Source organism: Rhodococcus sp. RDE2, from assembly GCF_020885655.1.
GTDB lineage: Bacteria > Actinomycetota > Actinomycetes > Mycobacteriales > Mycobacteriaceae > Rhodococcus > Rhodococcus pyridinivorans.
In genome coordinates this window covers 4480141-4503154 of sequence record NZ_AP025186.1, presented here as the reverse complement: position 1 = coordinate 4503154, position 23014 = coordinate 4480141, and the positions used below count along the sequence as shown (strand labels likewise).

Annotated in this window: 26 protein-coding genes; all 26 read left to right on the top strand. The window is 66.3% G+C overall.

Translation table 11 applies throughout. From position 1 onward, the window contains the following. Positions 1–87 precede the first annotated feature (87 nt). The 26 genes from LPH33_RS20900 (at position 88) to LPH33_RS20775 (ending at position 23008) form a co-directional block, all read left to right on the top strand. On the top strand, positions 88–408 hold the full coding sequence (locus tag LPH33_RS20900; protein WP_229565809.1) for a glutaredoxin family protein: 321 nt from the start codon (positions 88–90) through the stop codon (positions 406–408). Positions 409–564: 156 nt separating this feature from the next. Then, positions 565–1356 carry a phage antirepressor KilAC domain-containing protein gene (locus LPH33_RS20895; protein WP_229565808.1) on the top strand — a complete coding sequence of 264 codons (792 nt, stop codon included), beginning with the start codon at positions 565–567 and terminating at the stop codon, positions 1354–1356. Beyond that, positions 1353–1583 (top strand): hypothetical protein, encoded by a 231-nt coding sequence (locus LPH33_RS20890; RefSeq protein ID WP_229565806.1) that lies wholly within the window; start codon positions 1353–1355, stop codon positions 1581–1583. The genes LPH33_RS20895 and LPH33_RS20890 overlap by 4 nt, the downstream gene beginning before the upstream one ends. Then, positions 1580–1771: a hypothetical protein gene (locus LPH33_RS20885; RefSeq protein ID WP_229565804.1), complete on the top strand. Its 192-nt coding sequence runs from the start codon at positions 1580–1582 to the stop codon at positions 1769–1771. The genes LPH33_RS20890 and LPH33_RS20885 overlap by 4 nt, the downstream gene beginning before the upstream one ends. Before the next feature lie 50 nt (positions 1772–1821). After that, the gene (locus LPH33_RS20880; RefSeq protein WP_229565802.1) at positions 1822–2727 is read left to right on the top strand and encodes a hypothetical protein; all 906 of its coding nucleotides are present in this window, start codon (positions 1822–1824) and stop codon (positions 2725–2727) included. Between the two features lie 39 nt (positions 2728–2766). Next, entirely contained in the window at positions 2767–4047 is a 1281-nt protein-coding gene (locus LPH33_RS20875) for an HNH endonuclease domain-containing protein (RefSeq protein ID WP_229565801.1), read from the top strand. Continuing rightward, positions 4037–4765, top strand: a complete 729-nt coding sequence (locus LPH33_RS20870) for a hypothetical protein (protein WP_229565799.1) — start codon at positions 4037–4039, stop codon at positions 4763–4765. The genes LPH33_RS20875 and LPH33_RS20870 overlap by 11 nt, the downstream gene beginning before the upstream one ends. 193 nt (positions 4766–4958) lie before the next feature. Next, complete coding sequence (locus LPH33_RS20865; RefSeq protein ID WP_229565797.1) at positions 4959–5345, top strand: helix-turn-helix transcriptional regulator; 387 nt, start codon at positions 4959–4961, stop codon at positions 5343–5345. Positions 5346–5433: 88 nt separating this feature from the next. Then, a complete protein-coding gene (locus LPH33_RS20860) occupies positions 5434–5799 on the top strand; it encodes a hypothetical protein (protein WP_420714500.1) in 366 nt (121 codons plus the stop codon). A 122-nt stretch (positions 5800–5921) separates the two neighbouring features. Then, positions 5922–6308: a hypothetical protein gene (locus tag LPH33_RS20855; protein ID WP_229565795.1), complete on the top strand. Its 387-nt coding sequence runs from the start codon at positions 5922–5924 to the stop codon at positions 6306–6308. 55 nt (positions 6309–6363) lie between these two features. Continuing rightward, on the top strand, positions 6364–7785 hold the full coding sequence (locus LPH33_RS20850; protein ID WP_229565794.1) for a terminase: 1422 nt from the start codon (positions 6364–6366) through the stop codon (positions 7783–7785). A 14-nt stretch (positions 7786–7799) separates the two neighbouring features. Next, the gene (locus LPH33_RS20845) at positions 7800–9095 is read left to right on the top strand and encodes a DUF935 domain-containing protein (protein WP_229565793.1); all 1296 of its coding nucleotides are present in this window, start codon (positions 7800–7802) and stop codon (positions 9093–9095) included. Positions 9096–9106: 11 nt separating this feature from the next. Further along, positions 9107–10315: a head maturation protease, ClpP-related gene (locus tag LPH33_RS20840; RefSeq protein WP_229565792.1), complete on the top strand. Its 1209-nt coding sequence runs from the start codon at positions 9107–9109 to the stop codon at positions 10313–10315. 1 nt (position 10316) lies between these two features. Beyond that, a complete protein-coding gene (locus LPH33_RS20835) occupies positions 10317–10757 on the top strand; it encodes a hypothetical protein (RefSeq protein WP_219129664.1) in 441 nt (146 codons plus the stop codon). Positions 10758–10785: 28 nt separating this feature from the next. Then, positions 10786–11724: a hypothetical protein gene (locus tag LPH33_RS20830; RefSeq protein ID WP_219129663.1), complete on the top strand. Its 939-nt coding sequence runs from the start codon at positions 10786–10788 to the stop codon at positions 11722–11724. Next, positions 11721–12143, top strand: a complete 423-nt coding sequence (locus LPH33_RS20825; protein WP_229565791.1) for a lipase chaperone — start codon at positions 11721–11723, stop codon at positions 12141–12143. Before LPH33_RS20830 ends, LPH33_RS20825 begins: the two co-directional genes overlap by 4 nt. Before the next feature lie 14 nt (positions 12144–12157). Beyond that, positions 12158–12511, top strand: coding sequence for a hypothetical protein (locus LPH33_RS20820; RefSeq protein WP_156895280.1), 354 nt, complete (start codon positions 12158–12160; stop codon positions 12509–12511). A gap of 1 nt (position 12512) precedes the next feature. Further along, complete coding sequence (locus LPH33_RS20815; protein WP_071935924.1) at positions 12513–12836, top strand: hypothetical protein; 324 nt, start codon at positions 12513–12515, stop codon at positions 12834–12836. Continuing rightward, positions 12829–13149 (top strand): hypothetical protein, encoded by a 321-nt coding sequence (locus LPH33_RS20810; RefSeq protein WP_229565790.1) that lies wholly within the window; start codon positions 12829–12831, stop codon positions 13147–13149. The genes LPH33_RS20815 and LPH33_RS20810 overlap by 8 nt, the downstream gene beginning before the upstream one ends. Beyond that, a complete protein-coding gene (locus LPH33_RS20805) occupies positions 13146–13556 on the top strand; it encodes a hypothetical protein (protein WP_229565789.1) in 411 nt (136 codons plus the stop codon). Before LPH33_RS20810 ends, LPH33_RS20805 begins: the two co-directional genes overlap by 4 nt. Before the next feature lie 76 nt (positions 13557–13632). Further along, a complete protein-coding gene (locus LPH33_RS20800) occupies positions 13633–14565 on the top strand; it encodes an Ig domain-containing protein (RefSeq protein ID WP_229565787.1) in 933 nt (310 codons plus the stop codon). A gap of 131 nt (positions 14566–14696) precedes the next feature. Next, positions 14697–15026, top strand: coding sequence for a hypothetical protein (locus LPH33_RS20795; RefSeq protein WP_229565785.1), 330 nt, complete (start codon positions 14697–14699; stop codon positions 15024–15026). Next, complete coding sequence (locus LPH33_RS20790) at positions 15023–15394, top strand: hypothetical protein (protein WP_229565783.1); 372 nt, start codon at positions 15023–15025, stop codon at positions 15392–15394. Before LPH33_RS20795 ends, LPH33_RS20790 begins: the two co-directional genes overlap by 4 nt. Before the next feature lie 75 nt (positions 15395–15469). Beyond that, positions 15470–16231, top strand: a complete 762-nt coding sequence (locus LPH33_RS20785; protein ID WP_229565781.1) for a hypothetical protein — start codon at positions 15470–15472, stop codon at positions 16229–16231. Beyond that, positions 16224–22184 carry a hypothetical protein gene (locus tag LPH33_RS20780; protein WP_229565779.1) on the top strand — a complete coding sequence of 1987 codons (5961 nt, stop codon included), beginning with the start codon at positions 16224–16226 and terminating at the stop codon, positions 22182–22184. Before LPH33_RS20785 ends, LPH33_RS20780 begins: the two co-directional genes overlap by 8 nt. After that, a complete protein-coding gene (locus LPH33_RS20775) occupies positions 22181–23008 on the top strand; it encodes a hypothetical protein (RefSeq protein ID WP_229565777.1) in 828 nt (275 codons plus the stop codon). The genes LPH33_RS20780 and LPH33_RS20775 overlap by 4 nt, the downstream gene beginning before the upstream one ends. Positions 23009–23014 lie beyond the last annotated feature (6 nt).

Sequence of the window (23014 nt, the reverse complement as noted above, 5' to 3'; positions counted from 1 at the left end):
GCAGAAGCTGATGCCTGTCATCCACCCAGCCGAGAAGGGCCGTGACGGCGCGCTCTGGCTGACCATTGCCCCGATTGGAGACTCCCAGTGACCACACCTGTTCCCGTGACCCTGTTCGCGAAGAGGACCGGCTGCCAGCAGTGCGTCGCCACGAAACGCCACCTTGACCGCCAGGGCACCCCGTACGAACTGCGCTACGTCGATCAGGACCCGGAGGCCGCCGACGCGGTGAAGCTTCTCGGCTACCAGGCCGTGCCGGTCATCGTGGCCGGCGACATGCACTGGTCCGGATTCCGGCCGGACAAGCTCAACGCGCTCGGGCGTCTGCACACGATCGCCGCGGACATCGCCGAGCTGGACGCGGCAGCCGAAGCCTGGCTCACCGAGTTCGAATCGAGCGCGGCATGAAGACGCTCGCAACTATCGCCGGGATTGGAAACCTGTGCACCGCCGGCGTGCTGACCATGGCCGCCATCGTCTTCGACATGACCGGCACCGCGCTCATCCACCTCGGCCGCGACTGACCACCACCCACCCGGCCGAGCACAGGAAGGAACCACAGCCATGAGCACCCTCGACCTGTTCGACCTCACCGAGACATCGCCGTTCGACTCCATCCGCCAGGTCCGCGCCGACGGCACCGAGTTCTGGTCCGCCCGCGACCTCATGACCGCCATGGCGTACGGACAGTGGAAGAACTTCCTCACCCCACTCACCCGCGCACGGAAGACGGTCGAGAACCAGGGGCACGACCCGGAGACCCACTTTTCCCGATCGGGAAAAGTCGCCCCGTCCGGACCCGCCGCCCAGGACTACGAACTCACCCGGTTCGCCGCCTACCTCATCGCGATGAACGGTGACCCGCACAAGCCGGAGGTCGCCACCGCGCAGGCATACTTCGCGATCCAGACCCGCATCGCCGAGACCACCACGGCACGGCCCGCAGTCCCCCAGACATACGCCCAGGCCCTCCGCGCGGCAGCCGACGAAGCTGAGCGCGCGGAAGCGGCGGAACGGAAGGTCGCCGAACTTGAGCCTCGCGCCCAGGTAGCCGACGAACTGATGAACGCCGAGGGTCTCTACACGCTCAAGGCCGCCGCGAAAGCCATGCACTGGGGTCCGAACGTGTTCTTCCGCGACCTGCGTCGGCTGGGGATTCTGCAGAGCAACAACCTTCCCTACCAGCGGTACGCGCATCACTTCGAGGTGAAACTCGGCACCCGTCAGCATCCGAAGACGAAAGAGACGATCCCGACGACACGCACGTTCGTGAAACCGTCGGCGCTGCCGTTCCTGCGAAAGAAGCTGCACCGCGTGGACGAGCCGGTGCAGTTCGTCAACGGAGCAGACGCATGACCCCGCCCCGAGACCTCGCCGACGCGCAGGCCCGCATCGACCAGCTCGAGCAGCAGATCGCAGAGATCCGCGCCTACGCCGAGCGAGTTCGAACGCACGACATCAACGCGGTAGAGCTCCCCGGGGATCCCGACCACATGCTCGTGATCGTCGCGATCTTGGCCGCCATGACCGGCGTCGGTGATCGCATCCTCACGATCCTGGACGGCAAGGCGGACGGCCGATGACGCTCGTCGATGCGCGGGCGCGCTTTCTAGCTGCGGTCACCACCGAGTGCCCGGTGTGCTGGCGCGGCTGCACGCTCACCGACGCCCGCAAGGTCCGGTTCCACCGCGACACCCTCGGCGAACCCTGCCCGATGTCCGGCAAGGAACTGCCGCCCCACCCGCTGGAACCGGTCACGCCCCGCCGCTGACCGACCGCCCCACCTCCCGTTCTCCGCCTGCCATCCCGAAGGACACCCCGATGAACGAACGCCACCGCCCGCGGATCTTCACCGCGCCCCCGCTCTGGGACCAGGACTCGATCATGGCCGCCCATCTCGCCGAGGTCATCGAGGTCGCTGGCCGGCCACTCGATACATGGCAGCACTTCGCGCTTGAGAAGGGCACTCGCATTGTGCCCAGACCTGCCGGCGTGTTCGGTCGTAGCGTGTGGTCCGCATCCGAGGTCGGTGTTCTCGCCGGCCGACAGAACGGCATGAGTGTTTTGGCTGAGGCTCGCGAGCTCGGTGGCATGTACGTCCTCGGCGAGCGGGTCGTCCACACCACGCCGACCCGCGACGCTGCGAGTAACGCGATGCGTCGAACCGCCCACATCATCAAGTCCTCACCGATGCTGGATAGCTGGGTGGACAAGATGTACTGGACGAGAGGCGAAGAAGAGATCAGGTTGCGCAGCGGTGGGTCCATCCGGTTCCGTGCTCGCACCGAACGCTCGATCGAGATGGCCCGCGCCGCGGATCTGCTTGTCCTCGACGACGCCACCGACATCAACATGTACTGGTGGATTAACGCGGTCGCCTGCCGCCCGGACAGTTGGTATCGCAGCGCACGACAGGTCTGGTATCTCGGCACCGCTGTCGACCGCAAGCGCCACCCTCACGGCCTGGTGTTCTCCGAAATACGGCACCGCGGACTGTCCGCAACGGACCCGCGCCTGTGCTGGATCGAATACTCCGCGCCCGACACCCGACACGACGACGGAGCGCTACGGATCGACCCCACCGCCCGGTACCGAATCAACCAGGCCAACCCCAGCCCCAGGGTCCCCTACGAGAAGATCCAGCGCCTCCACGAAATCCTGGACGCCCGTGTCTACGAGACCGACTTCCTCGGCATCGGTGACTGGTACGCCATCGAATCCAACTGAGACGACGGTCCTCGACACAGCGAAACATGAAGAGGTGCAGTGTTCTTCCAATGCGATGATCAGCTCCCGACCTCCCGAAAACACCGGGAACTGATCGAACAAGTTCTCCACAACCGGCTCGACGGCATCGCCGCGATCGGACTGTGGACGATGGCCGGCACCGACTGCCAGGCCGCCGGCGGCGACGGCGTCGTCAAACGCGCCGACACCATCCGAATCATGCTCGACCCCCGCGTCGCCGACCACCTCGCCGCGCAGCTCGTCGCCGTCGGACTCTGGCACGCACCCGGCCACGACTGCCCACGCTGTCCCCCCGTCGCCGACGGGACATACCTATTTCACGACTGGTTCGACCTCGGCTACGACCCCGCAGCGAAAGTCGACATCACCCGCCGCAAACGGAAGGAGCTGAAAGACGCCGTCATCCTGAACTCGGTCTGGGCACGCGACTGCATCGACCCCGCCAAGCCGAACGAAGCGAAGTGCCGCTACTGCGGCACCGTCGTCCGCCGCAAGGACACCCGATCGCAGACCGGCCGCCGCCCCCAACTCGACCACGTCGACCCCACCCGCGCAGACGGCGCACGCAACATCGTCGTCTCCTGCGCGGACTGCAACGGCCGCAAAGGCAACCGCACCCCCGCCCAGGCGGACATGGTCCTGCTGCCACCGCCCCGTGCCAACGTCTCGCCGCAACCGACTGCTGCTGAGTCCGTCTCGCCGCACCACACCGACGCTGAGCCCGTCTCGCCGGCACCCGCCGACGCAGAGACCAGCTCGCCGGCACCCGCCGACGCAGAGACCAGCTCGCCGGTGAACCGCGCCGCAGAGACCACCTCGCCGGTCACACGCGCCACTGAGAACATCCGCACGACCAGCGGTGAAGCGACCAAACCTCGACCAAATCCGGACCACACACCCGACCACCCGAAACGAGGTGTCCCCGCGCGGGCGACGCGCGCGGGCGCGGGCATGGGAGGGTCAGGGCAGGGTGAGGGTTCTTCTACTGGGTTACCCGAGCAAGAACCTCACGTGAGATCTCCTCGCAAACGACGTCGACGCGGAAAAGGCAGATCCCACCACCAGACCGAGACTGCCGCTCCCAGCCAGCAGAACGTCTCACCTCCTGCCATTCCCACACCCCAGTGGGACGCCGGCCCCGCACCCGAAGTCCCCACACCCGGTCGGTTCGGATCCCCGTGGCACGGATGGACCGGACCACCGTCGACCGTCGGCGACGAGACCGATTGCCCAACCCACCATCTGCCCGAGCCGTGCTGGAAGTGCGCACCGCCGGAAGGACACCCGCATGACCACTGACCCGACACCCACCCACGCCTGCCGCGCCGGCGGATTCTGCCGCGGCCGAACCCGCGCCCCCGAGACCGGTCAGTGGATCCCGGCCCTGACCATCCGGCCCGACTTCCTGTGCGAGGGCTGCATCCGCGCCGTCACCGCCGCGACCGCCGCACTGTGGCAGGACTACCTCGCCCTGTACCGAGCATTCGGTGACACCAGCATCACCGGCCCGGCCACCGGACCGCGCGCCACCTCACCGACCCCCGCGGTCCCGGTGAACGTGCACACCGACGCACTCATGGGCGAGATCGCCGACACCGCACACCGATGCGCCACCGTCATCGCCGAACGCCTCGCACTCGACACCGACCCGGACGAACGCGCCGTCGGACACAACCTCGACCTGATCGAGAAGAACATCGAAGTCCTGCTCATGGTCCCCGAGCACGACGCGATGGTCTGGCTTCCCGGTGGCGAACAGTGGGAGTCCACCACCCAGGACGGAGTGAGCCTCGCGCTGCGTCTGGTCGACCTGCACCGGCGGGCCTCGTCGACACTCGGGGTGACGCGCGGCCGTGACCGGATGCCGTTGCCGTGCCCCCGCTGTGAGGAATCGCAGCTCGGTCGCTGGCACGGCAGTGAGCTGATCGACTGCCTCGCATGCGGATGCTTGTGGACCGAGTTCGACTACCGGCGGATGACCACCATCCTCGCCACCGACTACCAGGAGTTCGCATGACAGAAGACGATTGGGAGCGTCTGCTTTTTGACTCCCCCGAACTGCATGACAAGGTCGTGGTCCGTCGAGTCGGTGATGTCTGGCGAGTGGCTCAGCCGATGGGTGTGAGCTGCGTGGGTAGGCAAACACGATGGTTGTGCCACTTCGAGAACTTCGAATCGGCATTGACGTACGTCCGGACAGGGGTGTTCGCATGAGTGTTGACCCGTGGCCGTGGCCGGCCGACACCCAACTCGACCGCGCGCGCCGGATCGCCCAGACCTACCGTGAGGCGTTGCTCGAACTTGACGCAGGCAAGTGCATCGCGCTCGACGAGCGATCGCGAGCGCTGGGGCAGGGCTGGGTCGTGCCCGAGCTGGTGACGATCAGCATGGACGATTTGCTGACCGCGGCCGAGGCCAGCGCGCTCGCTGGTGTGACTGCGCAGGTGATCTACCAGTGGGCTCACCGCGGCCATCTTCCACGCTGCGCCGCCTTGGACGGATCGACTCGGTATCGCGCAGGTGATGTGCTCGACCACGTCGCCCGTACCCGGCGGAAACGCGCCGCGACGAAGACGAGTGGACACAAGCGCGTCTAACGCGTTAGAGTCCTGGCACTGGCCGACGTGTACCTCAAACACGTCGGCCGAAGTGTTTTCCACAGCAGGGTGAGCGGGGGTGAGCCCCGTGTCCGCCTCGACCACCGCCCGCGGATTGGGTTGGGATCACCAGAAGACCCGGGAACGACTGCTGCGTAACCACGTCGACGGCACACCGTGCTGGTGGTGCTCGCTGCCGATGTTCCGCAATCGCACCAACAACTGGGATCACGACCCGACGTCGAACGACCCGGCCTCCGGATCGCTTGCCGCCGACCACAGTCAGGCCCGCGCGCACGGCGGAATCCAGGCCGATCGACTGCTCCACGGCACGTGCAACAAGGAGCGCGGAGAAGGCAGTCGGGACCATCTTCGGCCCGCTGTCACCGGCCACCGAATCGGCACCGAAGACAGTGAAGAACCGCTCGGCATTAGATTGCTTCCCTGGCCCTGACCAGCGGATATACCCCGCCCCCGAAAATTATCGAGGGGGTGGGGGTCTCCTGACTGGCCTCTTCCTCAGTCAGGAATCTCTCTCCGACATTTTTTTCCACAGACCAAATCGGAGGTGAAAAAGTGACGACCGACACGCCTCCGGACGACGACCTCGACGCCGAACCCACCCCCGAAAACGACGACGAGCAGACCTTCGATCCCGACGTTCTGTCGGTGGCCGAGGCGGCGCGAAGCGGATCACGGCGCGCGCTGATGGTGGCGATTCGAGACCGGATCGCGGAAGCGGTGACGGACAGCGACTGCCCACCGCGAGATCTGGCGTCGCTGACGAAGCGACTGCAGGACACCGCGAACGAGATCGAGGCGATCGATGCGCGAGCTGCAGAGGACGTTGAGAACGACCCCGGTCGGATCCGGGAGTTGGAGGCAGCATTGCGTGCGGTCGCTCCCGGTCACCCGCTACTGACAGGCAGTGTCGATGACAGGTTCGACGCGTCGACTCTCTGAGGTTGCACGTCATCTGGTGATCCCCGAGGGGATCGTCACCTCGAATTTCCCTCGGGTGTATCGCCGCCTGCAGGACGTCGGTGTCTCGTTCGATCGGTGGCAGGAAGGCTTCGGGCAGATCGCGCTCGGGTGCAACGCCGCGGGGAAGTACGCCGCGTCGGTCGGCGGTGTGGTCGCCTCGATTCCGCGTCAGGTCGGCAAGACCTACACGGTGGGCAACCTGATCATCGGGATGTGCCTGGAGTTCCCGGGCCTGCGCGTGATCTGGACCTCGCACCACAACCGGACGACGACGAACACCTTCCGCTCGATGCAGTCGATGGTGCGCAAGAAGAAGATCTGGCCGTACGTCGCCGCGATCCGCACTGCCAACGGTGAACAGGAGATCGTCTTCACCAACGGGTCGATCATCATGTTCGGCGCGCGCGAGCAGGGCTTCGGTCGAGGTATGGAAGCCATCGACGTCGAGGTGTTCGACGAGGCGCAGATCCTCGGCGTGAAGGCGCTCGAGGACATGGTGCCGGCCACCAACGCGGCGAAGAATCCGCACGGTGGTCTGCTGTTCTTCATCGGCACACCACCGCGCCCGACCGACGACGGCGAATCGTTCACGAAGAAACGGAAGAAGGCGCTCGCCGGACTGACCGATGGCCAGGTGTACGTGGAGATCTCCGCGGACCCGGACACCGACCCGGACGACCAGTCGAAGTTCGGCACGTTCAACCCGTCGTATCCGCACCGCACTCCGCTGGAGTCGATGCTGCGTATGCGGGAGAACATCCCGGACGACGAAGCCTGGCGCCGTGAGGCGATGGGGATCTGGCCAGATGACGACGACCAGGGCCCGCCCACATGGCAGCTCGTCACGGAGCTGCAGTGGCACGGACTGGTGGACTTCCCGGAACTGGCCGGCACGATCGGCGTGGGCATCGCCCGCGTCGGTTCCCGGTGGGTGATCGCCGGTGCGCAACGAACCCTCGACGACCGGATCCACGTCGAGGTCGGCTACATGCGTACGGCAACCAACCCCGAGATCGTCGACCTGATCGGGCGGATCGACGACGTGCTCGAACCGTGCGCGATCGCCACCGACAGCCGTTCACCGGCCGCAGTACTCGAACCGATGATGAAGACCGCCGGCATCGAACTGATCAAGTCCACGACCAACCAAGCGGCGCTGATGAGCCAGGGCTTCGTCGACGACGCCGAGGACGGACTGATCAGCCACACCGGTCAGCGTGAACTCGGCTACGCGCTCGAACACGCGGCCAAACGGTCGCTACCTCGCGGGGACTGGGTCGTCGACGCCGGGGGAGACCCCGAAGTCGCACCGATGCTGGCCGTGATCATCGCCCGATGGGCACTGATCACCTTCGAATCCCGCGTGGCCGGCGCATCGGCCGCACCGACATTCGAGCGCACCAACCACACCGGTGGACCGGTCGACTCGTTCGACCCGTTGACCGCCGCGTTCTAGACGAGGAGGTGACCATGTCTGAAACCGCACGTCCCTCAACAGAATTGGGATACGTACACGGTGGTGGAACCGAGTGGCAGCAGTGGGACCACACCGAGAAAGTCCCCGAGCTGCAGTGGCCCGAGTCGGTGAACGTCTTCAGCCGGATGGGCCGCGAGGACGGCCGAGCCTCCTCCCTGCTGCGAGCGATCGGTCTGCCGATCCGCCGCACCGGATGGCATCTCGACCCGAACGGCGCCCGTGACGAGGTCGTCGAGTTCGTGGCCCGCAACCTCCGGCTCGGGATCAAAGGCTCGGACTACCAGCCGACGACGCGCACGCGCGGACGCTTCTCGTGGCGTAGTCACCTGCAGCAGGCGCTCCTGATGCTGCAGTACGGGCACAGCTTCTTCGAGCAGGTCTATCAGTTCGATCAGGACGGAAGGATCAGTCTGCGCAAGCTCGCACCCCGTCCGCAGCGCACGATCGCGAAGATCAACGTCGCGCTCGACGGTGGTCTCGAGTCGATCACGCAACAGCCGCCCGTCGGAAAGCTCACCGCAGCCTCGGCCATCCCGGACGGATTCACCATCCCCGTCTCGAGACTGGTCGCCTACGTGCACGAACCGGACCCCGGTCAGTGGCAGGGCAACTCGATCCTGCGGCCGGCGTACAAGCACTGGATCCTCAAGGACGAGTTCATGCGTACCCAGGCCGCCGCGGCCCGCCGCAACGGCATCGGCGTGCCGGTCGGTACCGCAGCCAGCGCCACCGACCAGGTCGAGGTCGATCACATGCGCGATTTGGCGTCGAACTTCAAGGGCGGCATGACCTCCGGCGTCGGTCTCGCCAATGGCCAGAAGCTCGAGCTGCTCAGCGTGCAAGGTGTGCTGCTCGACATTCAGAAAGCGATCGACTACCAGGACAAACAGATCGCTATCGCAGGCCTGGCGCACTTCCTGAACCTCGACACCGGTGGTTCGTTCGCAATGGCCAGCGTGCAGGAGGGCACGTTCACGCAGTCGGTGCAGACGCTCGGCGAGACCATCGCAGACGTCGGTACCGCTCACGTCGTCGAGGACCTCGTCGATCTGAACTGGGGCGAGGACGAGCCCGCACCGAAGATCGTGTTCGACGAGATCGGCTCGCGCCAGGACCTGACCGCATCCGCACTGAAGATGCTCATCGACGCCGGACTGATCCGCCTCGACCGGTCGCTCGAGGAGTACACGCGGCAGCAGTACGGGCTGCCCGCCAAGGACACCCCGCCCCCATCCGAGCCGTGGACGCCCCCTTCCGGCCCGACCGAAACCGAGGGGACGACCACGTGAAGGAGACGACCATGACCATCCGCAACGGTGCCGGAGCACCCGGACGATCACGCGAGTGGTGCCGGATCAACGCGCAGGCCGGCGCCGCCACCGAGATCCTGATCTACGACGTGATCGGCAGCTACTGGCTCGATACCGACGCGCAGACGATCGCCACCCAGATCAAGGAACTCGACTCCGACGAGATCGTCGTCCGGATCAACTCGCCCGGCGGGGACGCGTTCGACGGCATCGCGATCATGAACGCGCTTCGTGCGCACTCGGCGAAGGTCACCGTTCGAATCGACGGCCTGGCCGCGTCGGCCGCGTCGGTGATCGCGATGGCCGGTGACGAGATCATCATGGGCGAAGGCTCGCAGATGATGATTCACGAAGCGTGGCTCTACACCTCCGGCACCGCCGACTACCTGCGCGCCGAGGCTGACCGTCTCGACAAGATGACCGACTCGATCACCGCGGTCTATGCCCGCCGGGCCGGTGGGGAGTTCGACGAGTGGCGCGCACTGGTCGCCGCCGAAACCTGGTTCACCGCGGACGAAGCAGTCGCCGCTGGCCTGGCCGACAAGGTCGGTGCCAGCGCACCCGCCAGCGGTGAACTGTCCGCAGCGTTCAACCTCTCGCAGTTCCGTTTCGCCGGCCGGGAACATGCCCCGGCCCCCCGGATCCCCTCTGCCGAGGCGGTAGAGGACACCAACAGGAAGGAGGGCATCGTGCCCACCCTCAACGAAACTCTCGCTCAGCGCCTCGGCATCAGCGCCGACGCCACCGACGAGACCATTCTGGCCGCCCTCGACGAGGCGCTCGCCGAGCAGGCACAGGAAACCGGAACCCAGGCATCCGCCGGCGCCGGTGCCCCGACCGCCGAGCAGGTCGCTACCTACATGGAGCGACACGGCCTCGTCGCCGTCGACCGTGCCCAGCACGAGGACTACATCGCCGCGGCCAACGAAGGCCGTGCAGCTCGCGCCCAGCAGCTCCGCGAAGCCGACGAGGCACTCGTCGACGGAGCGATCCGGGCCGGAAAGTTCGGGCCCGGCCGACGCGAGCACTGGCTCAACTCCCTGCAGCGCGATCGCGAGGGCGCCACCGAGGCCATCAACAGCCTCGCCGCCGGTCTCGTGCCGCTCGAGGAGGTCGGCCACGGAGTCGACTCGGAGCTCACCGGCGGTGCGGACTTCGCGGCCGTCGACAAGTTCAAGAACTGGATCGAGGAGAACTGACATGGCTGCAGTCACACAGGTCACCCAGGGTGGCCCCAAGAGCTTCATCCCGGCCGAGGTCATCCTCGGTGGCCAGCTCGTCGAGGCCCGCACCGGCGGCCGCATCGGCGTCGCCGCGGCCGACAGCGTGAAGGTGCTCGGCGTCGCACTCACCGACGGGCAGAGCCCCGAGACGGCGCAGGGCGGAACCACCGTCGACGCGATCGGACGTCCGATCATCAACGCGATGCCGATCCCCACCGTCGTCTCCGTCGCCTACGCAGGTACCGAAACGAAGGTGACCTACTCGGCCGCGGCCACGTTCGGAGACAAGCTGGTCTCGACCGGATCCGGCAAGGTCGGTCCGGCCCCGGTCGATGCCACTGCCGCCGAGATCGTCGGCATCTGCACCCAGCCCCAGGGCGTGGCCGCCAACGCGGTCGGCCTCATCCGGATCGCCTGATCCCTCACTTCCCCAGGAGACAATCACCATGGCACCCAGGACCATTGTGAGCGGGTCGGACGGCGCGGCACTGGCCGTGGCCGACTTTCTCGCGAACCCGACGCTGATCCCGACCAAGCTCAAGAAGCTGCTCGAAAATCAGTTCATCGCCGAGGCGCTGCTGCGCAACGCTGGCGCCAACACCTCGGGCGTGTTCGCCTACCGCGAAGGCGATCCGGCCTTCCTCGCCGACGACATCGAGGAGCTGGCCGAGTTCGGCGAGATCACCGTCTCGAACGCGGCCCGCGGAATCCCGAAGGTCGTCTTCTCGACCAAGCGTGGCAAGGGCATTCGCGTCACCCTCGACATGATTCGGAAGAATCAGATCGACGACGTGAACAAGCAGATCACCGCGCTGAAGAACACCTTCATCCGGGCCAACGATCGTGCCGCGAAGGCGATCTTCAACTCCGTCCCTTCGTTCCCCGTCTCCACCGCGTGGGATGTGGCGAACTCGCGGCCGCGCCGCGACATCGCCGACGCGATCTTCGAGATCTCCCAGGCGGCCCCGACCGCCGAGCAGGGCGGCAGCGAGGACGAGGGATACGAGTTCGCCGCCGACACGATCGTGCTCAACCCCGCGTTGCTGCCGATCCTGATGGACAACGACGATCTGCTGAAGGTCTACCGCGGCAACATTGCCGACCAGAACATCGCCTATGTCGGTGCGCTGCCGGAGACCATCCACAACCTTCGTGTCATCGTGTCGAAGGCGTGGCCGGCCGACCGGGCCCTGATCCTCGAGCGCGGCACGATCGGGTTCTACGGCGACGCTCGTCCGCTGACGTTCACCGAGCTCTACCCCGAGGGCAACGGCCCCAACGGTGGCCCGCGTGAGACCTGGCGCTCGGATGCCACGCAGGAACGTGGACTCGCCCTCGACCAGCCGCAGGCCGGTCTGTGGCTGACGGGACTGGTGACGCCGTGACCGACTACATCCTGACCGCACTGCGGTTCAACCAGGTACTCGAGCGCAACGATCAGGGACGGCCGACGAAGGAGATCAGGCACCGTCGCGGTGCGCTGATCACCGATCTCGACGAGCTGGAAGCGCAGCGGCTGCTGCGTGCCGGCGCGATCCGGCCCGCCGACGAGGTCGCCGCCGAGGAAGCCGCAGCAGAACGAATTGCCGCCGCGGTGGTCGACCAGGTCCCGCCGCAGGGTGCCGAACCCCCGGCGGCTACGGCCGGTGGTGTGTCGGCTGAGAGGCCGCGCCGTCCTCGGGCGACTGCGACCGACGAGAAGTGGGTGGCGTACGCGGAAGCGATCGGCATCGACGCCGAGGATCTCGAGGGTAAGAACAAGGACGAGATCATCGCCCTCGTCGACGCTGCCGAAGAGAAGTGAGCTGAGGCGGCACTGTGGCTGACTTCGTCGACGTCACTGGTCTGATGAGGGGCTGGCGGCAGCTGTCGGCAACGGAGACGATCTGGGCCGAACAGCTCATCGCCTCTGCCTCGAAGTGGATCCGCAAGCACAAGCCCACCATCGATGACGACGACCCGGACGCCCGGTTCGTCGTCATCGAGGTGGTGCGGGCCGCGCTGACGGCTGCCAAGCACGCCGGTCACGTCTCCTACACGAAGACGGTGGGAGGGGTGACCCGGTCAGGGACCCTCGTCAACCCGGGCCGGTCGCTGGTGTTCACCCCCTACCACTACCAGTTGCTCAGCATCTCGCAGTCGGCGACACCGTCCTGGACGTTCGGAGACTGACATGGACGATCTCGGTAACCAGACCGTGCGGGTGATCGAACGCGTACCCGCCAAGCGAGGGGTAATGATCGAGCAGGCAGGGCCCGAGTATCCCGGCTGCTCGGTCCAACCTGTCGGGTCCATCGAGGGCCTACCGCTCGAGCGGTACGACCGGTGGGTGCTGTACGCACCCCCGGGCTTTCCTGAGTCCACGGAGAACGTCCTCGCGGTCGACGGCATCGGGCCACGGCTGCACGTCGACGGCGACCTGCAGACCTGGTACGACGACGACGGTGTCGCCGAGTACGTCACCGGCTATCTCGAAAGGTGGAGGGACAGTGCCTGATCCGAAACCCGGCAGCTACCGGTTCTCGTCGAAGGACGCGAAGGCGATCATGGCGTCGGCGGGTGTGCAGAACGCGACCCGTCGCATGGCGCAGACCGGTCTCGCGGCGTTCCGCGCCGAAGCTCGCCGGCACGCGAAAACCGGTCAGCTCGCAACTCGGGTCCGGATCGAACGAGCGCGAGGATGGGATGGGCGTCCCGGCTACCGCATCGTTTCGTCACGTGTCGCCAACAAGCACGTCCTGTTCGGCACGAAGCGCTCGAAACCAGTGCGCGCAACGCAGGCTGCGATGCGTGCCATGCGGAGGAAATGATGGCAGTCGAACTCGACGAGACACTGTTCCCGGACATCCACGAGGTACTGATGGCGTACCTCGCTCCGATCGCCGAGACAGATACCGAGCCGCCCCACGAGGACGGCGTCGGTATCCAGATCAACCGGGTCGGTGGCGCCAGCGACGGGATCAGTGATTATCCACGGGTGCAGATCACTTGCCATCACCCGGATCCGCGCGGGGCGTCGCTGCTCGCTCGGAAGGTCGCGAACCGGATGGAGAACATCGCCGGGGAAGCGATCGAGGTCGAGGACGAGCCGAAGCCGATCTGCATCGACTCGTGTCGGGTCGACACTCCACCGGAGGCCGAGCCGTACGACAACCCGGACGCTCGCCGTGAGGTTGCGTTCTACGCATTGAGCTTGCAGAAGCCCTGGCGGCGCTGACACCTCACACGCTCACCTTTCATCCCCTGGCCCGCGACATCACCGTCGTGGGCCTTTCTCATGCCCAGGAGGCATCATGGCCACATCTGTTGGCGAACTCGAGGTCGCGCGGCACCAGCGTGAGCTCATTCTCAAGCCGAACCGCATGCACATCTTCGGGATGGGCATGGACGTCGACCCCATCGAGTACATCACCGAGGGTTCGAACTCTCAGCTCGCCGAACTGCCCGATGGTGCATGGGACTTCGGTCTGCTGCTCAAGGACGATGCGATCACGCTGACCCGCGAGCTCGAAAAGTCCGACATCATGGCGGTCGGCTACAACAACCCGATCCGGTCGGACTTCACCTCCGACATCGCGGGCCTGCAGTTCACCGGACTGGAGGCGAACCGGTACAACATCGAGAACAACCTCGGCATGGACCTGTCGAACATGGTTGCCAATCCGGAGACCGGTGAGATCGCGTTCGATCAGTCGGCGATCGCGGAGATCCGTCAGCAGCGGTACCTCTGCGTCGCCCAGTTCAACTCCGGCGTGGACCGCATCTATCTGGGGCGCCTGTTCTACGCGGGTGAGGTCGCCGAGATCAGCGAGCAGACTCTCTCCGACGGTGAGGGCTCGCTGACCTGGCCGACCACCGTCAACGCGATGGTCGACACCGAACACGGCGTCTCCGTGCGCCACTACTTCGGTGGCGAGGGCTGGAACCGTGTCCTCGAGGACGCCGGATTCAAGCGCGGCGGACTGTCGATCAGCACCGCGTCGCTGCCTGCCGCCACCGTCGGAACGCCGTACACGCAGACCCTCGCGGCTACCGGTGGCACCGGCACAAAGACGTGGACAGTTTCGACTGGCACTCTGCCGGCGGGTCTGACTCTGAACGCGTCGACCGGTGTCATCTCCGGCACCCCGACCACGGCGGGCACGTCCACCTTCACCGTTCAGGTCGTCGACAGTGCGACGTCCGGCAGCGCGCTCAAGCCGCTGTCGATCACCGTCAGCGCCTGACCGCCGGCCCGGCCCCTCGTGCGTGCCGGGCCTCACTAACGCGTCGGGCAGGGGAGGGGATTGGCGGTCGACTTCCCCTGCCCGGCGCATTCCAGACCGCCACACCGACCGTCACCGAAGGAGGTCCCGTCATGGGACAGATGAAGACCATCCGCAAGGCCGACTGGGCACCGCGACCACTGCTCGCCCCGGACGGCCGCAGCTACACGCCCGGATCGTTCCGTGAGGACCGTGAACTGCGCAGCAGGGGATACGTCCCCGCGCCCGTCGACAACGGAGATCCGGTGCCTGCCGGTGACACTCCCGTCGACGCAGTCACCGCCGCGCCCGAAAGCGCCCCTGCCGACGTCGCCGCCGCTGAGATCGTCGCGGCTGCTCCCGAACCCGAGCAGGCGCCTGCACCCGCCCCGCAGACCACCAGCAAGGCCAAGGCCGCACGGAGCAACGGAGAGAGCAAGTGAGCACGGACAACCTCGACACCATCACCCCGATCGACGAGCAGGACGTTCGCCGGTACGGCGGTGAAAAGCGAGAGCCGAAGAAGCCGTTCAAGTTCCAGATCGGGGACTCTCCGACCTTCTTCGTTCACGAGCCGGACGCCGACACGGTCATGGACATCGAGGAGGCCTCGACTTCCCGTCGCGTGCTCAAGCTGTTCCTCGGTGAGCAGTTCGATGACGTCGCCGACTTCCTCGGTTCGGAGCACCCGGAGACGTTGATCGAGGTCGTGCGGGATATGTCCAAGCACTTCGGGCTGTTCGACGCCGAGCAGGCGATCAACCGCGTCGAGCGTCGCAGCCGCGATCGTCGCCGCAGCGGTCGCCGCTGATAGATGCGCGACGACAACGGGTCGACGGCCTCCTTCTTTCGGGTACTCCTGAGTGAGGCTGTCGGCCCGTTCGTCGTGTCTCTGGACGAAGACGACGAGGACAGCCCCGAACTCGTCATCGAGGCACCCGACTCGCAGGACGTCGCCGATCTCGACACCACCGTCTCCGTCCACGACCAGCTCGATCTCCTCGTCGGCGAGGACCTGGCCGATGTCATCACCGAGCACTACGCCCGCCGGCCGTTCTCCGAACTCGCCGACCTCGTCGACGACATCCGCGAACACTTCGGGATCCTCGTCCCACCGGATACCGGTTGGACGTACCTGGTCGACGAGATCGACCGCTACGGCGCAGCGATCGAGAAGGACCTGTTCGCCATGCCGGGCGACGAACGTCTCTACGACTGGGTCCGCGACCACCTGAACAACCCGTGGAACCGGTTGATCCGGCTCCTGCCGGCACTGCCCGAAGGTGGCTGGTACTACGCGGCGCTCGGCAACGACGACGAGCGTGCCCAGAAGATCCTCGAGATGGAGCAGCGCGGCGAGCTGCCTCCTCCGTCCAAACGACCGTCGCTGGTGGGTTGGACACACGAACGGGCGCAACTCACCGCCATGGTCGATTCGCTGCGGCGCATCGAGCACGCCACGTGGGGTGCGTCCCCGAAGTTCAAGGGCAAGGGCGGCAAGCCGCCGCAGCCGTCCCCGCGTCCGCAGACTGCGCGCGATCGCGTCGAAGAGTTCCAGGCCCTCGTCGAGCACGACGACATCGCCTCGCAGCTCCTCGGCAGCCGCTACTCGCGGCGCTACACCCCACCGGAGGTAAACGATGGCTGACCTGCAGGGTGGGCAGACCTACATCAACGTCCTGCCCTCGATGTCCGGCTACTTCAAGCGGGTCCGCTCGGAGATCAAGGGACACCCGGTCAACCACAAGATCGACGTCGAGGTCGATCAGCGCAGGCTCGCCAAGGCGAAGGCGGACCTCGACAGCGCCACCAAGTCCGCCGCCGAGGCCCGCCGCAAGGAAGCCGCGGCGACGAAGGAAACCGCTGACGCCGAAAGGCAACTGCAGTCGCTGCGCACCAAGGGTGTCACCGACGCCAAGCGGCTCGCGGACGCCGAAGCGAAGGTCGTCAAGGCCAAGCGGGACAGCCATGCCGCCGCCGCAGCACTCAACGCGGCCGAGTCCAAGCGCACGACCGCCGCGAACCGTGTCGTGCACATCGAGGCCCGGATCGACGACAAGCGCGCCGACGCCGACAGTGCCTCGTTCCTGCAGCGTCTGACCGGCCGGTTCGGTGCCGGCGGACGCGCGGCCGGTGCACAGTTCGCCAGCGGTGTCACCGCGGGCATGAACTCGCGTGCTCGAGGTAACGAAGAAGGCCGCAGCTTCGCGGCCGGATTCGTCTCCGCCATCGGCAACGGCATGCGCATGGCGGCCTCCGGATTCTCGTTCATCAGCGACGCGGCAGGCTCGGTCGTCCGCAACGTCGGCACGGCCGCGACCGTCATCGGGCTGGCAGCGCGTGTCCTGAAGTCCTTCAGCATGGGGTTGCTCGTGAGCACCTCGCTGCTCAAGGCGATGACCGGTGTCGGTGTGGCCAAGCTCGCCGGTGCGTTGCGGCTCGCCGCCGCGGCCGCCGGCATCCTGGCCCGCGACATCGGGCGGGTCACTGCTGCCCTGATGGTGATGGCCGCCGCGGCGAAGCTGGTCGGCATCCTCACCCGCATCGGCCGTGCCCTGGGCATGATCACCGTCGGGTCCGCTGCGGCGCTCGGTGCCGTCTCGGCACTCGGTTCGGTCGTCGGTTCCTTCATGGCCGGCCCGATGGTGTCGGGTCTGACGTCGATCGCAGTTGCCATGGGTACCGTCGCCGCGGCTGCGGCCAGCATCCTCGGCCCCGCTATCGGCGTGGCGAAGCTGGCGTTCGCGGGACTGTCCGAAGGTGCGAAGGCGTGGACCGACTCGCAGAAGAACGTCGGCGCCACCGCATCGAAGAGCGCTGCGTCGCTCAAGGCCGTCGAGAACGCGAAGAAGTCGCAGGCTCGCACCGCCGAGCAGGGCAACCGGCAGATCATCTCCGCAGAGAAGCAGGTCGTCAAAGCTCAGGAGGCCGTCCAGGAAGCGCAGGACGAGGTCAACAAGGCCCGGCAGGAAGCTAAGCGCGATGCCGAAGGCTACGCGCGGACCCTCGCCGGTCTGGCCCTCGACGAGGAAGGCGCCGCGCTGGCGCTGGCCGAAGCCGAGAAGACCCTGCGCGAGACCCGTGCGGATCCGGATGCGGACGGTCTCGACCGGTGGCGCGCCGAACTCGGTGTCCGTGAAGCCAAGCAGGCATACGAGGAGATCAAGGCAACAGCCAAGCAGGAACGGGCCGAGATCGCCGACGCGCAGGCCAAGGGCATCGAAGGCTCCGACCGCGTCGTCGAAGCCAAGGAACGCGAGGCCGGCGCCCATGAGCAGCTCAAGGATGCTCAGGCCGACCTCGCGCAGACGCAGAAGGATGTCGCCCAGGCCAACGCCGACGCGGCCGAGGCTGTTGCCGACGCCTACGAGAACATGGCTGAAGCGCAGCAATCAGCGGCGTCCTCGGTCGATCCGTTCGCGGCGAAGATCGGTCAGCGGCTCGCCCCGCTGCTGCAGGCCTTCAAGAATCTTCGGGAAGAAATCACCGATCGGTTCAGCCTGGCGATGGTCGACTCGTTCTCCGTGCTCGGGGGATTGATCGATCGGCTGTCACCGAACCTCGGCATCCTCGCCACCACCCTCGGCACCATCGGCTCGCAGATCGCCACGTCGATCTCGAGTCCGGCGGCCGTGGCGGGCTGGGACCGGATGATCACGGGCTCGAACACCTTCTTCGCCAGCCTCGCCCAGGGCGAGAACGGGATCGGCTCGGTGTTCTCCGGACTGATCAGCGTCCTCGGCACCGCAGCGCAGACGTTCGCGCACACCGGTCAGTCCCTCAACGACTGGCTGCTCGGGATCGGGGACAAACTGCGGAACATCACCGCAGAGGATCTGCGGTCCTCGCTCGAGGGCGTTCGGCAGACGTTCGAGAACATCGGCAACGTTGTCGGACCACTGTTCTCGCTCATCCGCGGCTTCGGCGCCGAATCGGCAGCAGGGCTGGCGCCCGGATTCGTGGCCATGGGTCAGGCCATCGAGGACTCGATCCCCGGGCTGATGGACATGGCGCGGGTGCTGATGCCGGCCCTCGGCGAAGCCCTGGCCAATCTGGCGCCGGTGCTGCCCGCACTCGTGGCGGCGTTCACCCCGTGGGCGGAGATCCTTGCTGTGCTGGCACCGCACCTGGCGACCCTCATCGCCAATCTGGCGCCGATGGCACCGATCCTGCTCGCCGTCGTCGGTGTGGTGAAGGTCGCCGCCGTGACGATGACGCTGTGGAACGCGGCGATGTTCGCCTCGTCCGTGGCGCAGGGTGTGTTCATCGCCGCGACCGGACGGTCGACCGCGAGCATCCGCCGGAACACGATCGCTCTGGCCGCATACCGTGCGGCACTGATCGCCGGTGCGATCGCACAGGGCGCACTCAACGCCGTGATGAGCGCGCACCCGATCACGCTCATCCTGATCGCGATCGCAGCCCTTGTGGCCGGCCTCGTATGGTTCTTCACCCAAACCGAGACCGGAAAACGGATCTGGGAGACGGTGTGGAACGGGATCAAGTCGGCGCTCGCCTCGGCGTGGGAGTTCATCAAGGGCGCACTCGACGCCATCGGTTCGGCATTCACGTGGCTGTGGGAGGAGGCGATCCGCCCGGCGTTCACGAAGATCGGTGAGATCTTCACCTGGCTGTACGAGAACATCGTGCAGCCGGTGTTCACCGCCATCAAGGTCGCACTCGCCGTAGTGGCCGTTGCCTTCATGCTCCTGTGGGAGGGCATCAAGCTCTACGTCGAGATGATGGGCAACATCATCTCCTGGCTGTGGAACACCATCGCTCAGCCGGTGTGGGAGCTGATGAAGGCCGGGCTGCAGGCACTCGGAGATTTCTTCTCCTGGGTGTGGAACTCGCTGATCAAACCTGCCTGGGAGGCTCTCGGGAACGGACTCAAGTGGGTCTATGACACCATCCTGCAGCCGTTGTGGGACCGCTTCGTTCGTGGTTTGCAGAACATCGGTGACTTCTTCGTGTGGGTGTGGAACTCGCTGATCAAACCGGCGTGGGATGCACTCGGCGCCGGACTGTCCTGGGTGTACGACACCATCCTGAAGCCGTTGTGGGACCGATTTATTCGCGGTCTGCAGAACATCGGAGATTTCTTCGTCAAGGTGTGGAACGAGTACATCAAGCCCGCGTGGGACGCTCTCGGCAACGGAATCAACTGGGTCTGGGAGAACGTCATCAAGAAGGCATGGGACGCCATGACCGGCGCTCTCGGCAAGGTCCGCGACTTCTTCAGCGAGGTCGTCAAGGGCATCGGTGACAAGTGGAACAGCCTCAAGGCCACCCTCGCGAAGCCGATCAACTTCCTGATCAACACGGTCTGGAACCAGGGCATCATGGAGGCGTGGAACAAGGTCGCCGGTCTTCTCGGACTCGGTGAAGCGCAACCACTTGCTGGTATCCCGGAGCACGCCACCGGTGGTGCGATCCGTGGCCCCGGCAGCGGCACATCCGACGATGTGCTGATGTGGGGCTCGAACGGTGAGCACATGGTCACCGCACTCGAGGTCCTCAAGGCCGGCGGACACAACGTGCTCTACGCCATCCGCGACATGATCGCCCGCGGTATCCCGTTCTCCTGGGACAACGGACGGCTCGTGTCCGAGGTGGGCCGCGACAACCTCAGCCGCTACGGCGCCCAGGTGGCGGCGAAGGGTCTGGGCAACGTCAACCCGCAGGGCATGTTCGACCGGTTCCTACCCGGCTACAAGGACGGCGGCGAGATCCGCCCGATGTGGCAGACGCAGCTCGAGAACGGCCACCGTGCCGCCAAGAGCCGCAACGGCAACCCCTACACCTGGGGGTTCGAGGACTGCTCGGGATACATGTCCGCGATCGCCGACGCCATCATCAACGGTGGCAACGGTGTGTGGAAGTGGGCGACCGGCACGTTCCCCGGCGGCCAGCCGTGGAAGCCGGGTCTCGGTGTCGGGTTCTCGGTCGGTGTGCACGACGATCCGGGCGGACCAGGTGGCGGTCACACTGCCGGCACCCTCACCGGTGTCGGCCCGTACTCGACCGTCAACGTCGAGTCCGGCGGCGGCCACGGCTACGTCGCCTACGGTGGTCCCGCAGCTGGTGCCGACAGTCCGCAGTTCGCGGGCAAGAGGCCGGGTCTGTTCCACCTCGCGATCGGCGCGGACGGTGCATTCGAGTCGGCCGGTCTCGGTGGCGGTCCGTCTCCGGAGGGGAAGCAGTCGTGGCTGCAGCAGAAGATTGCTGGAGTCTTCGACTTCTTCCTGAATCCGATCAAGGCGGGCATCGGTGCCGCAATCGGAACGCCTCCGCCGGCATGGGTCGGCGTTCCGCCGGCGTACCTGGACAAGGGCCGCGACATGACGTCGAAGTTCCTGTCCGACAAGGTAGCCGGCCTGGGTGATCTGCTCGGTTCGGTGTGGGACAAGGCTAAGAGCATCGGTGGTCTGTTCCGGGACAAGGGTGGCTGGATCCCGAACGGGCTCTCGATCGTCCGCAACGAAACCGGGCGACCGGAGGCGGTGCTGAACTGGGATCAGATCAAGCTCATCAAGGATCTGCTCCTCGGCGGCGACATCGCCGGGGCGCTGTCCGCAATGGGCATGCTCAACAACGCACCCGCGGCCGAGTCCACTCCTGCAGCCGACTACAGCCAGTACGGCTACGAGCAGGAGAAGGACAAGGTCGAGGTCGGGCCGGCGGCTGCCGCGAAGTACGCGGCAGAGATCGACTGGCTGGGCGTCGGCGCACAGATCGGCACCTCGCTGCTCGCAGAGTGGGGTAACGACCTGCTCGGCATGGCGGGGTTCTCGAGCCAGTTCGAGGGCCTGAACCTGGTCGACGACCGGGGACGGGGACGCTCGGACGAAGCGCAGGCCCGCAACGAAGCCACGTACGACGACTACAAGGCCGACACGGAAACAGGCACCCCGGCCGCCACCGAATCCACGGTGCCGGCGACCACCTCCACACCCCCGGAGGCGGATACGGGAACCGGGCCGGAATCGGTCGTCGACGCGGTGAAGCGGGCCTTCGCACCGTCCGGTTGGAATCACGGTGAACAGTGGGCCGCGGCCGACTGGATCATCGGGAAGGAATCGAGTTGGAATCCGCTCGCGCGCAACCCATCCAGTGGCGCGTTCGGGCTGTTCCAGTTCCTCGGGTCGACGAAGGATGCCTACCTTCCGGACGAGAATCCGGATGCGTACATCCAGGGTCTGGCCGGCGCGAAGTACATCCGCGACCGGTACGGCAATCCGCTCCGGGCGAAGTCGTTCTGGGAGAAGAACGGCTACTACGACCAGGGCGGTATCGCATCCGGACGCGGCTTCATGCTCAAGGACGTCATCCGTCCCGAGCGTGTGCTCTCGCCCCGGCAGACCGAAGCGTTCGAGGCACTCATCCCGATGCTCGACCGAGTCCAGTCGGCAGCCTCGGCGCCTCGTGAGGCGATGTCGGCAGCCGATCGGTCGGCGCTCGAGCTGGCCCCGATCGGTGGCGGAGACAACTTGAGCTTCGTCGGCGAACTGTCACCAGCGATGAGGAGGGAGGTCGAGATCATGATGAACCAGCGTGAACGCGGCCCTGGACGTAGCTCCGAGTCCAGGAGGCGTTGGTGATCGACTCGATCAGCATGGTCGGGTGGGACGGGTCGCGGCACAACTACGGCGGCCCGTCCCGCACGGCGCAGGACTCCTGGATCCAGGGCGGACTCGATGGTCTCTGGGTTCCTGCGCCCCGAACCCCGACGCGCACTTCTCGGGCGTACCAGCACGGTTCGACACCGCGAGTGACGAAGATCGAGGAACGTCTCCTCGACTTCCAGCTCCGGATCGAGGGCCGCACCCGTCACGACTTCGAACGCGAGTTCGCGGCGCAGATGGCGGTGTGGTCGTTCGACCACGACAACGAGGTCACCACAAAGACCTCGCACGGACTTCGGAAGATCCGACTTCGGCTCGACCGTGACCCGAAGATCGTCGGCCGGATGTCGATGCAGACCAGGCGTATCGACCTCGAGATGGTCGCGGTCGCGTGCTGGCCGTACCTCACGTCGGGAACGAAGGTCATCAAGTGGGAAGCCGGGACCGGCTCGCACGTCGGGACCTTCCAGGTATCGAACCCGACCGACGTGCCGTTGTGGCTCAAGTTCGAAGGCACACCGGCCGAGAAATGGATTCTGCCGGACGGACTGTCCGGACGTATGGTGCCGCTCCGCCCGCAGACCACAGGCTGGCGGGTGCAGACCCGCCAGGACTTCCAAACCATCCGGGCAGCCGGAGCAGGGTTCGAGGTGTGGAAGGCGATGCGGGGTGTGAACTTCCTGCACGAAATCCCACCGCGCACCCCGCCGGTCGATCTCCCCGTCGAGGTCCAAGGCGCCACGGTGCCGGCCGAACTTCGCATCCACATGCCGCGCTACCACGAAATGCCCTGGGGGTGATTGCCT

Coding starts and splice junctions, on each gene's coding strand:
- LPH33_RS20795 (WP_229565785.1), top strand. CDS start 14,697: ATGGGACAGATGAAGACCATCCGCAAGGCCGACTGGGCACCGCGACCA.
- LPH33_RS20830 (WP_219129663.1), top strand. CDS start 10,786: ATGGCACCCAGGACCATTGTGAGCGGGTCGGACGGCGCGGCACTGGCC.
- LPH33_RS20800 (WP_229565787.1), top strand. CDS start 13,633: ATGGCCACATCTGTTGGCGAACTCGAGGTCGCGCGGCACCAGCGTGAG.
- LPH33_RS20815 (WP_071935924.1), top strand. CDS start 12,513: ATGGACGATCTCGGTAACCAGACCGTGCGGGTGATCGAACGCGTACCC.
- LPH33_RS20780 (WP_229565779.1), top strand. CDS start 16,224: ATGGCTGACCTGCAGGGTGGGCAGACCTACATCAACGTCCTGCCCTCG.
- LPH33_RS20865 (WP_229565797.1), top strand. CDS start 4,959: ATGAGTGTTGACCCGTGGCCGTGGCCGGCCGACACCCAACTCGACCGC.
- LPH33_RS20870 (WP_229565799.1), top strand. CDS start 4,037: ATGACCACTGACCCGACACCCACCCACGCCTGCCGCGCCGGCGGATTC.
- LPH33_RS20805 (WP_229565789.1), top strand. CDS start 13,146: ATGATGGCAGTCGAACTCGACGAGACACTGTTCCCGGACATCCACGAG.
- LPH33_RS20895 (WP_229565808.1), top strand. CDS start 565: ATGAGCACCCTCGACCTGTTCGACCTCACCGAGACATCGCCGTTCGAC.
- LPH33_RS20890 (WP_229565806.1), top strand. CDS start 1,353: ATGACCCCGCCCCGAGACCTCGCCGACGCGCAGGCCCGCATCGACCAG.
- LPH33_RS20885 (WP_229565804.1), top strand. CDS start 1,580: ATGACGCTCGTCGATGCGCGGGCGCGCTTTCTAGCTGCGGTCACCACC.
- LPH33_RS20835 (WP_219129664.1), top strand. CDS start 10,317: ATGGCTGCAGTCACACAGGTCACCCAGGGTGGCCCCAAGAGCTTCATC.
- LPH33_RS20845 (WP_229565793.1), top strand. CDS start 7,800: ATGTCTGAAACCGCACGTCCCTCAACAGAATTGGGATACGTACACGGT.
- LPH33_RS20880 (WP_229565802.1), top strand. CDS start 1,822: ATGAACGAACGCCACCGCCCGCGGATCTTCACCGCGCCCCCGCTCTGG.
- LPH33_RS20840 (WP_229565792.1), top strand. CDS start 9,107: ATGACCATCCGCAACGGTGCCGGAGCACCCGGACGATCACGCGAGTGG.